The sequence below is a fragment of the Gilliamella sp. Choc4-2 genome, from assembly GCF_001690355.1.
GTDB classification, from domain to species: Bacteria; Pseudomonadota; Gammaproteobacteria; order Enterobacterales; family Orbaceae; genus Gilliamella; species Gilliamella apicola_A.
The window spans coordinates 62,579-76,897 of sequence record NZ_LZHG01000008.1 but is presented as its reverse complement, the minus strand read 5'-3'; the positions used below and the strand labels follow the sequence as shown (position 1 = coordinate 76,897).

The following is a 14,319-nucleotide window of genomic DNA, read 5'->3' as shown; positions in this document are numbered from 1 at the left end:
TTAACGATGATAAGGTACATTGAGCTTTCGCTCTAATTGTTTTTGTATCCAAGAATAGGCAACAACAGTTAGCCAGTAAACAATACCTACAGCTAGATAGGTTTCGAAGTAGAGAAATGAGTTAGCGGTTAACATTTTCCCCGATGCTAATAGTTCTTGTACGCCAACAAAAAAGGCAACAGACGAATCTTTAAGTAATGAAATGAACATATTACCAGCGTTTGGTAGGGCATTGACCATAGCTTGTGGTAGTATAATACCTCGATAAACTTGTATTTTACTTAAACCAACGGTTATTCCTGCCTCTTTCTGACCTTGATCAACGGACTTTAAACTTGCCCGGAAAATTTCAGCTAAATAGGACGAATATTTTAAACTGAAGCAGATAATAGCTGCTGTTGTAGCGCCCATTTGTTTTAGAACAGGAAAAATTTGTGGTAATCCGTAATAAATAATAAACAGTAATACAACAGAAGGTATTCCTCGAAACAGTGATATAAACAGTGCAAAAAACGAATCGATAATGATTATTTTATTGCTACGTAATAGTGCAATTGTTAGTCCAAATATAATGGCAAACATAATCGATATGATGGTAATAAAAAGTGTAACAGGCAGATAAGGTAATATCTGCGGAAATACACTTAAAAAATAGTTTACATTAAAATTCATAGGGTAATATCTTCACCAAAATATTTAATTGCAAGGTTTTTCAATGTGCCATTGGTGCGTAACTTTTCGATGGCTTGATTGAATTTTTTACGTAGTGCTTGGCCTTTTTCATCTTTACTAAATGGAAAAGCAACTTGCTCAATAGTAATTGGCTCACCCACTAATTTAAACGGTAGATTTTTACGCTTAATTTCAGCCAGTAATATTGGCTTAGAATTGACATAACCATCAACTCGTCTATACTCCGTGTCATACATTGCACCATCTCGTGTTTCATAGGTCTTGATTGTTATTTCGTTGTTAGGAAAGGCTTTTTTTAGATTATTTATATGATTTGAGCCTAGCACACCGGCAATGGTTTTACCTTTAAAATCAGATAATTGCTTGATATCGTTGTTATCTTTGTGGGTAACAACTTGGCTACCGTAAAGGCTATAGGTATTGGAAAAATCATATTTGGCTTGACGAGCATCTGTAACCGCAACTGCATTGGCAATAGTATCTAAACGCCCTGAATCAAATTGCCCCATTAAACCACCAAATTCAGCAATGATCCATTCGACTTTATAGCCTAATTCGTTAGCAATTGCTTCAGTAACTTCAACATCAAATCCGACTAAATTGCCATCTTGTTTATAACCGTTTGGATAGCTTTGTCCTGTGGAGCCCACTTTAATTACATTTTGCTCTGTTACTTGATGATTGGATTTATTATCACAACCAATTAAGGCTAGGCTAGTTAATAATAGAGCGGACAGTAACTTGCTTATTTTTTTCATAGTTTATTACTCCTTTTTTCCATTCGGTATAGTTTTTATGATTTAAGATTTTTTCAAAATAAAGGGTGGTATGATCGGGTGTTAAATTAGCTTGCCCTATTTTTTTATAGCCTCTATTAATATAAGTTTGGGCAAGCCATGGATGATTTGCAGCAGTGCCTAACGTGACTGCAGGTAATTTTAGTTGGTTAATTAGAATTTGCTGTTCAACAAAATTCCATAATGCATTACCATAACCTTTGCCTTTATATTGTGGCGCTGTTGCAAACCAACCTAAATGCGGTACCCCATAAGGTCCAGGGTTATTGCCCCACGGAAAGCGAATACTTAAGGTTGATAGTAGATCACCTTCTTTTTCAAATAGATACACGGCATTGGAATCAATATGGTCAGCAATTTGCGATTGCGTGATTGTTGCTGCGGCAAAATGAATGCCTAATTGAGTGGTGGATTGATAAGCATTATGCAATAGAGCCTGATAAGCAGGAATGTCTTTATGAGTGATTAAGCGAAAGCTCATGCTAATACTCCACACTGTTCAGCATATTGAATAACTTGTGCTACTTTTTCCGGTGCAGAGCCAATATAGCTAATTGGATCTAACCAAGCATCAAGTTCGGATTCGGTGAATTCTTTATTTAAACGTGGTTCTTCTAATAATATATCTTTAAATGGTCGATTTTGTTCAAATGCTTTCATGGCGCTTTGGTAAACTAAATTATGTGCAGTTTGTTTACCTAATCGTTTGCCGATTTCAAACATCACTTTTTCAGATAGTAGTAAACCATTTTGTAGTGATAAATTGGTCAACATTTTGTCAGCATTGACTTTAAGTCCTTTAAGTACGGTAAGTGCTGTCTGTAATTGCGCTGAAATATAGAGAGTAATTTCTGGTAGTGCGATCCATTCGGCTCGCCAACTCATGGCATCGCGCTCATGTTCAACTTTCATTGATTCGTGAATTAACGCGACGCTTTTTAAAAGTGGAGCTGTCAAACTGGCTAAACCTTCTAATGCCGCTGGGTTGCGTTTATGCGGCATGGTAGTTGAGCCTATTTTTCCTTCCGAGAACGGTTCTTCAACTTCGTTAATTTCGGTACGCATTAAGTTGTAAAATTCATTGCCCATTTTACCTAATGTGCCACTAATTAGCGCAATGACTGATGCATATTCAGAAAAACGGTCACGAGCTGCTTGCCAACCGATATTAGGGGTATTTAGTCCCAGTATTGTTAGAGCACGAGTTTCAACTTGTGGTCCTAACTTGCCCATTGAGGCATAAGTACAAATTGCACCACTAATATTACCGACTAATACTCGTTGTTTGATTTCACTTAAACGTTGTAAGTGCCGAATAAATTCATCTAACCATACGGCAAGTTTAAAACCAAAGGTTGTGGGGAGTGCTTGCATGCCATGGGTTCTTCCAACCATGGGTAAATACTGATACTTTTTAGCTAAACGTTTTAGTTCTAGTGCCACTAGTTTGCTATCGCGTTCAATTACAGTAAAAGATTGTTTTAATTGTAAAACAGTTGCAGTATCGACGATATCTTGTGTGGTTGCGCCGTAATGAATATATTGACCCGCATCACCGACTTGTTTTTGCAGTGCATTAATTGTTGACATTAACGAATGTTTGGCTTTAGCTGCTTCTTCGGCAATTTGTTCAATTGATAATTTAGATGCATCGGCTTTGGATATGATTGAATTGGCTGCTTCAATTGGAATAACGCCTAACTCGCCTTCCGCTTTAGCTAAAGCAACTTCGACATCCACCTGTTTTTGCAAGCGATTTGTCTCTGACCAAATTGCTCTCATTTCGTTAGTACCAAAGTTATTGCCCAAAATTAAAAAATCTAAAATATGTGACGCCATCAAACTATCCTCAATAATTGTTACTATCTTACTCAATAATTATTAGTAATTATTGGAGTATCGTCTAATTATCTGTTTTTCTATTGATATAACCAAATGGAATAAAATACTAATAAGAAGGAGGAGGTGTAAGTAATCATTAGAATAATTTTTGATTAATAAGGATATGTATGCCAAATCTAAACCTGTTTTTTATAGTAAAAAACATATTAATTTAAAGGGGGAAGTAAATAGAAACACCCTTTATTTGAGCGTTTCTATTGTTATGACTGTTTATTATTAAAATTTCTATAGTACTTCAACAATTGATTCGCAAAGTCTGGACATGTTATCTAATGTCATACCAGCCACGTTGATACGTCCTGAGTTTACGATGTAAATGCCATAATCATTACGTAATTTTAGTACTTGTTCTTCGTTCAAACCACTGAACGAAAACATGCCATTTTGTTTGACTATGAAACTGAAATCTTGATTTGCGCCTTTATCTTGTAGCGTTTTGACAAATAATTGGCGCATACGATGAATACGTTGCCGCATGTTGGTTAATTCATTAATCCATTCTTCTTTTAATTCCTTATTATTTAGAATATACGAAACAATTTTTGCTCCATGAGCTGGTGGGTTAGAGTAATTTGCACGAATAATGGTTTTTACTTGGCTAAAGGCGCGATCGGCAATTTCAGTACTTTTGGCAATTAAAGTAAAGGCACCAACACGTTCGTTATAAAGCCCAAAGTTTTTAGAATAGGAGCTAGCAATGAGTAGCTCTGGATGCATGTTAGCAAATAAGCGTAATCCGTAGGCATCTTCTTCAATTCCTTGCCCAAAGCCTTGATAAGCTAAGTCAAATAGTGGTAACCAACCATTTTTTAAAGCTAAACCAGAAATAGTTTGCCATTGTTCAGGTGTTGGATCAATACCCGTTGGGTTATGACAACAGCCATGGAATAAGACTGCATCTCCTTTTGTAACTAGGTTTAAACTGTTCATCATAGCATCAAAATCAAGGCTATGTGTTTGTGGGTTATAATAGTTGTATTCACGTGCTTCAAGCCCTGCTGTTTGAAAAATACTAAGATGATTTGGCCAAGACGGATTACTTAACCAAATACGTTTTACTTTGGTTCGATGAACTAGAAAATCTGCCATAATACGTAAGGCACCCGTGCCACCTGGTGTTTGTGCTGTTCTGGCTCGCTCACTTTCACTACCAAAAAGCAAGCTTTGTGTTGCAATATTGAATTCTGGAACGCCATCAATAGGTAAATAGCTTTTAGTCGCCTCCTTATCAAGTAAAATGTGTTCAGCTTTTTTTACACTATCTAAAATAGGTGTTAGGGTTGTTTCATCTTTATAAACACCAACGCTTAAATTAATTTTATTGATACGTTCATCTTTATTATAAAGATCGGCTAGACCGAGAATAGGATCTGCCGGGGCAGCATTTAAATTTTCAAACATAATTCACCTATTTCCTCTAAGTTACTTTCATCGCATTATATACACATTATTTTGTAACATACAATTTAGATAATTGAATTTTACCAAAAAGATTTAGCTGATAATTTAATCTTTTCACAGATCATTTTTTAGTTACGTACAATGAGTTTGTCTAAAAATGACATCAAATCATCAGCTAAAGTTATAATTTGCCCTGTTATTAAATCTTCTTTTACAATTTGATTTGTGAGGTTGTTTAATGCAATTATAGTTGTATCTTCATCGGTTGTTGCTATAAAAATAGTCGGGAAACGTTTTAATCTTTTTTGCTGAGATAAATGAGCAATTAAATGTTGTTCTAAATTTGAAAAATCATCGTCATTCCAAGCTTGTATTAGTGTTAAATTGATATCAGCAAACTTTGCTGACATATTGCCTGCGTACTGAGTTCCATAAAAAACGTGTGCGTTTGGTTGTAACGTGATACCAACAATTTTTTCAACGACTGTTAGATCTCTAGGCGGATTTAATAAGAAAGGTCTCCAAAACACAGTTAATTGATCGGTCTTTAAAATACAGGGTGAAGACATGGCATGGAGTTCTTCGCTTTGTGGTGCATACTCAAACTGACTCAGCCAACGAGCAGTGAAATCAATTAATGCATTTTTATCAACTGAATCCATAAAACTAATTTAATCTCTTAATTTTATAAAAATATTATCATATATCAATTATTATACTGGTTTAGCTAATATATGCACTATTGTTTTGATATATAATTTTTGTTAATTATTCTAATAATCAAATAAAAGTTTGTAGAGATATTTTTAGCTTTATCTGATGTTTTAGTTTAATGTTTCAAATAGATAAAATTTGTTTTTGATAATATAGCTAAATTAATTTTAATACTATAAAAAATCATTATCTAACTATTTATAAAATGGTAAGTTTAATTTTCTTGCTATCCTTAGCGGAAACGTGAATAATAAAGACGGGTAATTTTATCCTTGTAATGCAGCAATGGCGTTAGACATTACAATTTTTTAAAAAATAAATAGCGTATGTAGAATCGTTATAATTAGATAATATGTTTATTTTTAACAATCATATATAAAGTTAGAATGTTTGCGAAAATCAGTTAACTACAAGATTTTGCAAATTAATATGGAAATAATATCAATTAAATAGGTGCTTAGTATTGATTCGAAAAAACAGACAAATGTTTCGAATTTTACATAGTAACTGAATATGGGTTGATATTGTGTAAACGATATCGGATTCACATAAAATAATAACTAAAAAAACATAAATAAAATAATGAATACCGTTTAAAAATATCTTGTTTAGTATCGTTTGTTATTATTGTTAAAATAAACAGCCTACTAATAATAGAATTCTACCTACAGTTAATTAAGATTAATCAAGAGTGTAGAATAATGAAAAGAATGCTAATCAACGCAACCCAGCAAGAAGAACTCCGTGTTGCGCTTGTTGATGGTCAACGCTTATACGATTTAGATATAGAAAGCCTTGGGCATGAGCAAAAGAAAGCCAATATTTATAAAGGCAAAATTACCAAAATTAATCCAAGTTTAGAAGCTGCTTTTGTTTCTTATGGCGGAGAACGAGATGGTTTTTTACCTCTAAAAGAAATTGCTGATAACTACTTCCCATCTAATATGACAGGGCGTCGTACTATCAAACATCTACATGAAGGCCAAGAAGTACTTATTCAAATTGAAAAAGAAATTCGAGGAAAAAAAGGTGCGGCGTTAACTACTTATATCAGTTTGGCAGGTAGCTATTTAGTATTGATGCCCAATGATCCTCGTGCTGGCGGTGTTTCTCGCCGGATTGAAGGCGAAGATCGTGCAGATTTAAAGCGAATTATTGATGCTATTGAAAAACCAAAGGGCATGGGAGTTATAGCTAGAACAGCGGGGGTTGGTAAAACCCAAGAAGAACTACAACAGGATTTAAATGCTTTAGTAAACTATTGGACAGCAATTCAAAATGAAGCAAAAAATCATTCAGCTCCAAGCTTGATTCATAAAGAAAGTGATATTATTACTCGAGCTTTCCGTGATTATTTACGTGATGATGTTGGTGATATTTTAATCGACAATCCAAAGGTATTAGAAATAGCTAAAAAACGCTTAGCTGATTTAGGAAGGGTTGAATACGTCAATCGCCTTAAACTTTATGAGGGTGATGTGCCGTTATTTAATCATTTTCAAATCGAAGGTCAAATTGAATCAGCATTCCAACGTGAAGTACGTTTACCATCAGGAGGTTCAATTGTTATTGATGCGACCGAAGCATTAACTGCGATTGATATTAATTCAGCAAAATCTATCCGTGGTAGTGATATAGAGGAAACTGCCTTTAACACTAATCTCGAAGCTGCAGAAGAAATTGCTCGGCAATTACGCTTACGCGACTTAGGTGGTTTAATTGTTATCGATTTTATTGATATGACGCCAATTCGCAATCAGCGAGAAGTAGAAAATCGCTTAAAAGAAGCAATGAAAACAGACCGCGCACGAATTCAAACAACGAGAATTTCACGATTCGGCTTGCTTGAAATGTCTCGCCAGCGTTTAAGTCCTTCACTACGTGAAGCAACGCATCATATTTGTCCTCGTTGTCAAGGAACAGGTACGGTTCGCGATAATAATTCATTATCGCTTTCTATCTTGCGGTTAATTCAAGAAGAAGCGATGAAAGACAATACAGTTCAGATTGATGTTATCGTTCCTGTACCAATAGCGAGTTACTTACTTAATGAAAAACGTCGTGCAATTACCAATATTGAAAGAATGCACCCTGATGTCAAAATTGTGATAGCTGGCGATGAAGAAATGGAAACACCACTTTATAAAGTGATTCGTAAACGAGCAGGTGAAGAAACAGACGTATTAAGTTATAATCTTCCAAAGTTGATTCGCGAACTTGAAGAACAGGAAGAAGATCAAGTTGCAGAAGTGGTTGTTGAACAAGCGGTATTGTCAGGACCAAAAGTTGAAGCTTGCACCATACAAAAAGAAAAGATTGAGGTAAAAGCCGAAAAGTCAGGAAGTTTATTTGGTGAGTTATTTAGCAAGATTCGTAAACTGTTTGTATCCGAAAAATATGAGCCTGAGCCAGAAATTAAACCATTGCCAAGTAAAAGACGCGATAATCAACGTTCAAATAATCGACGACAACGTAATAATAGAAATAGCAATGCTGCGGCGACTAACAGTCATAATGTGATAACTGATGATATAAAAGAGCCAACTCGAAATAATAGTCGTCGAGCTAAACAAAATAATAGCGCTACTTCATCAATTGGCGTAAATAATGTTAAAGCGGAAAAATCCGTTATTGAAATGACACAATCGAAGCAACGAGAGGTCAAACCAAGACGTCAACAACGTACTTTAACAAAAAGTATACGTGTTAAAAATCTCGAAGCAGCCATGACAAAAAATGACAAACAGCGGGTTATTATTCCGTCATTGTTATTGCCAGTTATTGTTTCTGAGCAAACTGAATGTGATGTTATTCCAGAGTCACAACCAAAACGCCAACGACGAACTTCTAGACATTTAAGAATGAATGGTCCGCGCAGCAAACGGCGTGTACGAAATACAGCTCTTAAACAATCGCCAATGCCGTTATCATTTGCGGCGGCATCATTAGAATTGGCTTTAGGAAGAGTAGCCATTGACTACAGTCATGTTAATCATGATATGCCAAATGACGTTGTACCTATTATTCCTTCGCTTTTATTGCCAGTTATTATTAAAGATGAAGTGATAACCTATAATGCGGATATAACAAAACAAACATCGGTTATTGATGAAGTTTTACATGAGCATTCATCTACTAATACCGTATTTACGATGAGTGATAATATTCTCAATGAAAACAATAGTGATATAGCAACAAAGGTCGAGCAACCAGTAGGTTACTCTTCTTCTGTTATGAAAAAGGCACCAGCACCACAATCAGTTACCGAGAAGATTGGTATAAAGTTACGCGAAGAGTCGAATTATCAATTTGAAGGTAAAGGGAATGCAGGTGGCTTAAATGCAGAGAATCATGCCTATGCAAAGGCAAGTAAGCCGTCATACCCTTCAGAATAAAATTGATATAGAACTGCAGTAGTGGCTATTAGGTCACTACTGTTTATATTTGAGTTGATGACAACGATAAAAATAAACAATGATTATCTATATTTTCAAAAAAATAGTAGCTTTTTTATTTATTATCTGCGTGCTAGCTCAGATTAGTTTTTGTCTTGTTTATTTTTCTCCCCATTCATTATTTAATGATTTAAGTTTTGTTGAAGCTTATAGAAACTTTTTTAAACAACTATTTCAGGGACAATTTACTTTATTATCTGGTGAAACAGTCCCTTTTTTTCATACTTTAGCTGCCACATTTGAGCTTTGTATTTTAGCTTTAATGGTTACACTAATTGTTGGGCTACCTTTGGGAATTTTTTTAGGGTTAAGTAGAATTAATTGGTTAAATAATGTTATTAGATTAATATGCCTTTTGCTTTACTCATGCCCCATAGTATTACTTGTTGTTATGGTAATGTTTTTATTATCACCAACTTGGTCAGTATTAATCAATTTTAATGTATCATCATTAGTTTCTGTATCAGGTTCATCATTGTTGAAAATTTTACTCTCATCAAGAGTAGATAAAATAGCTGTATTGTTAGCGCAGTTGCATTATCTATTATTACCAATATTTATTTTGTCTATTCAACCAAGTATTATGACTATTCAACTGGTTAGTCAAAATGTGCAGAATACTTCGCAGCAAAATTTTATAAAAATGGCAATAATTCGAGAAAGATCGCCATTTAGAATTTTACGACGTCACCTATTGCCTAATACTATTCCAGCTACGATTCCACAACTAACTTATAATACAACAACACTCTTGTTTTCAACCATGGTAGTAGAGATTTTATTTAACCGAGTAGGTTTAGGGCAATGGATAATGAGTGCTTATTATCACCATAATTATTTTATTATTTCAATTGCCATTCTGGCATGTGGAACAGTAATAAGTTTATTAACTTTATTAGGTGAAATTACAGCTGTGATGATTTATCCATTACGCCATAAGGAAAATCATGTATAAGATAAATAAGTTATTCAATTGGTTAACATTTAGCTTTAATAAACTACATGGCAACATTTATTCCCTCGTTGGATTTTATGGTATTGTCGCAATAACATTTGTTGCTTTATCGACAAAATGGTTTTTCCATGCACACCTTGAGCCTATTTTTGCAGCTTCTTTACCACCGGCTTGGTGGGCTAAGGGTGATATTAATCATATATTGGGTACCAATGCTCAAGGACAAGATATTTTTGATTATTTGTTAATTGGCTATCGATCTACCATATCAATGACACTTAAAACTGTATTTTATGTAATAGTAATTGGTGGACTAATTAATTATTTAATGTTTTTTATTCCTTTTTTGCGAGCTTTTATTCTTTTAAGTTTTCGGTTTTTTATGGTTGTTCCTCCTTTACTCGGTGTTATTACGATTAGCCTATTATTAGAAGATAATATAACTAATATGTTGCTTGTCATTGGATTATCTTATACACCACGTTTTATTTATAATATTCACCAGAAAGTGAGTCGAGAATGGAATAAAACCTATATTACTGCTTATCGATTGGATGGTTTATCGCCATTTTCTATATTAAATCATTATATTTTATATAATATTTTACCTATTTATTTGACTGAAATTATCTCATTATTTAGCTCCATTATTTTAGCAATTACCACAATCACTTTTTTAGGTTTTGCTAATGATGTCTCTCGACCTGATTTAGGTATGATGATGTTTAGAATGAAAGATATCATTGATACTAATTATTTGGCCTTTTTATCTCCTGGAATCGCTATTTCAGCTACCATTATATTCGTTCACCTATTGAATTTTGGATTAAATGGTCGACAAGAAGGATATTAATTATGGCATTGCTAGATATTCGAAATTTAACTATTGAGTTTATTACTCCTGATGGTCTTTTACGCGCAATTGATCGAGTTAATCTTAAATTATCAGAAGGTGAAATTCGTGGTTTGGTCGGGGAGTCTGGTTCTGGAAAAAGTTTAATCGCTAAAGCGATTTTGGGAGCAACTAATAATAACTGGAAAATTTCAGCAGATCGTTTCCATTTTAATAATATTGATTTTCTAAAATTGACACCTAAACAGCGTCGTAAAGTTATTAGTGATAATATATCAATGATTTTCCAAGAACCACAATCATGTTTAGACCCTTCTATGAGAATTGGGCAACAGTTAATTGAAGCTATTCCAAGAAGAGCATTTAAAGGTCATTGGTGGCAAAGATTTTTTTGGCGTAAATATCGTGCTATAGAGTTACTGCATCGAGTTGGAATTAAAGAACATAAGGAAATTTTAAAGTCCTATCCATTTGAATTGACAGAAGGAGAATGTCAAAAAGTAATGATAGCAATTGCATTGGCAAATCAACCTAAACTTCTTATTGCTGATGAGCCAACTAACGCTATGGAAGCAACAACAGAAGCACAAATTTTTAGACTGCTAGCTAGCATGAACCAAAATATGGGTACAACTATTTTACTCATTAGTCATGATTTACAGATGGTAACAAGATGGACAGATCGTATTAATGTGCTTTATTGTGGGCAAACAGTTGAAATTGCTGATAGTGAAGATTTAATTAAGTCACCATATCATCCTTATACACAAGCATTAATTTATGCTATTCCCGACTTTGGTAAAGCCATGCCGCATAAGAGCCCATTAAATACTTTGACAGGCGTGATCCCTTCACTAGAACATTTGCCGATTGGTTGTCGATTAGGCCCTCGCTGTCCATATGCGCAAAAAAAATGTATTTTAGCGCCTGAACTGAATCAGATAAAAGGCCACTCTGTTGCCTGCCATTTTCCTTTAAATACTGATGAGCAATACAGATAACAATAGGAATACACCATGAACCCCATTCTAAAAGTACGTAATTTATCTAAACAATTTAGTGTTCCTAAAGGATTCTTTGGGCATTTACGTATTGATGCGGTTAAATCTTTATCCTTTTCACTTAATGAAGGTAAAACATTAGCGATTATTGGTCAAAATGGTTCAGGAAAATCCACATTAGCAAAAATGTTAGTTGGCATGGTGAAACCAGATAGTGGCGATATTTGGATTGATGGATCTAAAGTAGAATATGGCGATTATAGCCATCGCTGTCAGCTTATTCGAATGATTTTTCAACATGTTGAAAGTTCATTTGATCCAAGGCTTCGTATCGGTCAATTACTTGAAATCCCATTAAAGCATAATACACGTTATAATGCATTTGAACGTGAAAAATTGATTAGTGATGTTTTAAAACAAGTTGGTTTATTGCCAGAACATGCTTTTTATTATCCTTCTGTTATGGCTTCAGGACAAAAACAACGTGTGGCATTGGCTAGAGCATTAATTTTAAAGCCTAAAGTTATTATTCTTGATGAGGCATTAGCTGCATTAGATATTTCGATGCGATCTCAAATTGTGAATTTGATGTTGAAATTGCAAGCTCAGCAAAACATTTCTTATGTTTATGTGACGCAAGATATTGGTATGATGAAACATATTAGTGACGAGATTTTGGTTATGCATAAAGGTGAGCTTGTTGAATATGGTAATACAGCAGAAGTGTTGGCTTCGCCATTAAGCGAGATTACTCAAAAACTAATCAATAGCTATTTTGGTGAAGCTCTTACTGCTGATACTTGGCGTACTGATACTAGGTTCTTTTAATATTTTTGATAGCTTTTTCTAAGTCTAATTGATCATTCTCATGATGCCATCTTGAACTATTTTGTATAATTATTGAATAAAAAACTCGACAAATAATCTAGAACTCTCTATATTTAGCTATATGGATTTCTAGACGTCTATTTGTTTTTTTTAAAGCTTATTGATTATTAGGAGTTTTTATGCCTATCTGTATTCCTGATTCATTGCCTGCTGTTGATGTGCTTCGTAAAGAAAATGTTTTTATTATGACTTCATCTCGTGCAAATATGCAAGAAATTCGTCCACTTAAGCTTCTTTTTTTGAATTTAATGCCTAAAAAAATAGAAACAGAAAACCAATTTTTACGGTTGCTTTCTAACTCTCCTTTACAAATCAATATTCAGTTATTACGAATAGACCAACGCGAATCTAAAAATACTCCTGTCGAGCATTTAAATAGCTTTTATTGTGATTTTGAAGATATTTGCGAACAAAATTTTGATGGTTTAATCATTACAGGCGCTCCATTGGGTAAAGTCGCATTTTCAGATGTGGTTTATTGGTCTAAATTAACCGAAATTATCAAATGGGCGAAAGAACATGTAACTTCAACCATGTTTATTTGTTGGGCGGTGCAAGCGGCATTGAATATATTATATGATTTACCAAAATTCACGCGCTCAAATAAATTATCTGGCGTTTATCAGCATCAATTAGCACAACCCAATGCTATATTAACTCGTGGCTTTGATGATTTATTTTTAGCACCTCATTCTCGTTATGCTGATTTCCCAATAGATAAAATCAAAAGTTATACTGATTTGACAATTTTAGCTGAATCAGATGTCACTGGTCCTTATCTAATGGCAACGGCTAATAAGCGCATGGCATTTGTGACAGGTCATCCTGAATACGATTCTTTCACTTTAGCAAAGGAATATTTTCGTGATTTCAAAGCAGGTATTCAACCAGATATCCCTGAAAATTATTTCCCGAATAATAATCCTAGTTTGTCGCCTAAAGCGTCATGGCGTAGTCACGCTTATTTATTATTTAGTAATTGGCTCAATTACTATGTTTATCAATTAACACCATTTGATTTGACTACCCGTAATTTAACAATCGATGATTAAAATAAATCATTATGATAATTATTTGCTTTAATTGTGCATGATGGTGAATAATTTTTCAATTGAAAAAGTAAATAACAAAAACTTTCAAGATATTAATAAGATATTTCCAAAATAAGAAACATTTGAGATTAAAGAAAAAATAAGCCCTATTATAAATATCATTTAATATAAAACCATACAATGTATAAATTTAATCCTAAAATATTGTAATTAATTTTATGCATTGCTTATTAGAATATAAAGAATAAGTTAAACAAACACAATGGCCAAGATCTGCAATAATCAACGCACGAAAGCTCATTAATTAAATATGGTTTTGTTGAATTTCCTAAAACATTATTATAAGAATCAGCTTTAAGAAAACATTTTTATTATAATAAAGATTAAGATGAATCGATTTAATATTGTGTTAGTTAATCAGAAAAATGTCAGCAGCTATACTCAATACTTGAAAAATTTTTTATATCATAATATTAATTGTTTATGGTCATGATAACCACAAAGTTATAAATGAACTTAAAATAGCCTTAACTACGGAGTATGCTTTTTTATTACAAAATCAGCTTGAGTTTGATTCATGGCTATTACCAAATTCAAAAAATGATTTA

Annotated in this window: 12 protein-coding genes; 6 read left to right on the top strand and 6 right to left on the bottom strand. The window is 33.6% G+C overall.

What is annotated here, in order from left to right:
• The 6 genes from A9G34_RS01720 to syd all read right to left on the bottom strand — a co-directional run bounded on the left by A9G34_RS01720 (position 1) and on the right by syd (position 5,455).
• A complete protein-coding gene (locus A9G34_RS01720; protein ID WP_065568693.1) occupies positions 1-672 on the bottom strand; it encodes an amino acid ABC transporter permease in 672 nt (223 codons plus the stop codon).
• Positions 669-1,451 carry an amino acid ABC transporter substrate-binding protein gene (locus tag A9G34_RS01715; protein WP_065568692.1) on the bottom strand — a complete coding sequence of 261 codons (783 nt, stop codon included), beginning with the start codon at positions 1,449-1,451 and terminating at the stop codon, positions 669-671. Before A9G34_RS01715 ends, A9G34_RS01720 begins: the two co-directional genes overlap by 4 nt.
• A complete protein-coding gene (locus A9G34_RS01710; protein WP_081295234.1) occupies positions 1,408-1,971 on the bottom strand; it encodes a GNAT family N-acetyltransferase in 564 nt (187 codons plus the stop codon). The genes A9G34_RS01715 and A9G34_RS01710 overlap by 44 nt, the downstream gene beginning before the upstream one ends.
• Complete coding sequence (gene purB / locus A9G34_RS01705) at positions 1,968-3,329, bottom strand: adenylosuccinate lyase (protein WP_065568691.1); 1,362 nt, start codon at positions 3,327-3,329, stop codon at positions 1,968-1,970. The genes A9G34_RS01710 and purB overlap by 4 nt, the downstream gene beginning before the upstream one ends.
• Before the next feature lie 288 nt (positions 3,330-3,617).
• A complete protein-coding gene (locus A9G34_RS01700) occupies positions 3,618-4,793 on the bottom strand; it encodes an amino acid aminotransferase (RefSeq protein WP_065568690.1) in 1,176 nt (391 codons plus the stop codon).
• 128 nt (positions 4,794-4,921) lie between these two features.
• The gene (syd, locus tag A9G34_RS01695; RefSeq protein WP_065568689.1) at positions 4,922-5,455 is read right to left on the bottom strand and encodes a SecY-interacting protein; all 534 of its coding nucleotides are present in this window, start codon (positions 5,453-5,455) and stop codon (positions 4,922-4,924) included.
• A 753-nt stretch (positions 5,456-6,208) separates the two neighbouring features.
• On the opposite strand from syd, the gene rne reads away from it, so the two are divergent.
• The 6 genes from rne to metA all read left to right on the top strand — a co-directional run bounded on the left by rne (position 6,209) and on the right by metA (position 13,711).
• A complete protein-coding gene (gene rne / locus A9G34_RS01690) occupies positions 6,209-8,902 on the top strand; it encodes a ribonuclease E (RefSeq protein ID WP_065568688.1) in 2,694 nt (897 codons plus the stop codon).
• Positions 8,903-8,981: 79 nt separating this feature from the next.
• The gene (locus A9G34_RS01685) at positions 8,982-9,917 is read left to right on the top strand and encodes an ABC transporter permease subunit (protein WP_065568687.1); all 936 of its coding nucleotides are present in this window, start codon (positions 8,982-8,984) and stop codon (positions 9,915-9,917) included.
• A complete protein-coding gene (locus A9G34_RS01680; protein ID WP_065568686.1) occupies positions 9,910-10,770 on the top strand; it encodes an ABC transporter permease subunit in 861 nt (286 codons plus the stop codon). The genes A9G34_RS01685 and A9G34_RS01680 overlap by 8 nt, the downstream gene beginning before the upstream one ends.
• A gap of 2 nt (positions 10,771-10,772) precedes the next feature.
• Positions 10,773-11,771, top strand: coding sequence for a peptide ABC transporter ATP-binding protein (locus A9G34_RS01675; protein WP_065568685.1), 999 nt, complete (start codon positions 10,773-10,775; stop codon positions 11,769-11,771).
• A 15-nt stretch (positions 11,772-11,786) separates the two neighbouring features.
• Entirely contained in the window at positions 11,787-12,599 is an 813-nt protein-coding gene (locus tag A9G34_RS01670) for a peptide ABC transporter ATP-binding protein (RefSeq protein ID WP_034948320.1), read from the top strand.
• Between the two features lie 179 nt (positions 12,600-12,778).
• Positions 12,779-13,711, top strand: coding sequence for a homoserine O-acetyltransferase MetA (gene metA / locus A9G34_RS01665; RefSeq protein ID WP_065568684.1), 933 nt, complete (start codon positions 12,779-12,781; stop codon positions 13,709-13,711).
• Positions 13,712-14,319: the final 608 nt, after the last annotated feature.